Source organism: Neisseria sp. P0014.S002, assembly GCF_051958295.1.
Classification (GTDB): Bacteria; Pseudomonadota; Gammaproteobacteria; order Burkholderiales; family Neisseriaceae; genus Neisseria; species Neisseria flavescens_B.
This window is the reverse complement of record NZ_JBQCVO010000057.1, coordinates 1-295: the sequence shown is the minus strand read 5'-3', so window position 1 is coordinate 295 and position 295 is coordinate 1. Positions and strand designations below refer to the sequence as shown.

Below are 295 nucleotides of genomic sequence, written 5' to 3'. Positions count from 1 at the left end.
AAGGCAACGTCATCGCCATCACCGCCCCGGACGGCAGCAGCACTCAAATCGACTACCACGAAACCCTCAACCTGCCGGTTGCCGTCAACGATCCCGCAGGCAGGATTACCGCCTACGATTACGACGGACGCGGCAACCTCATCAGCATCACCGACCCCGCCGGTTACACCACCCGCTACGGCTACAACGCCCAATGGCTGCCCGAAACCATTACCGACGCCTTAGGCAAAACCCGACGCCTACACTACGACACCCTCGACCAACTCGTCAGCTTTACCGACTGTACCGGCGAAAC

General features: G+C 60.3%; 1 pseudogene. It reads left to right on the top strand.

Features of this window, described 5'->3' with window-relative positions:
* Positions 1–295 (top strand): annotated as a pseudogene (locus ACTHSX_RS10590) (RHS repeat protein); the annotation flags it as partial.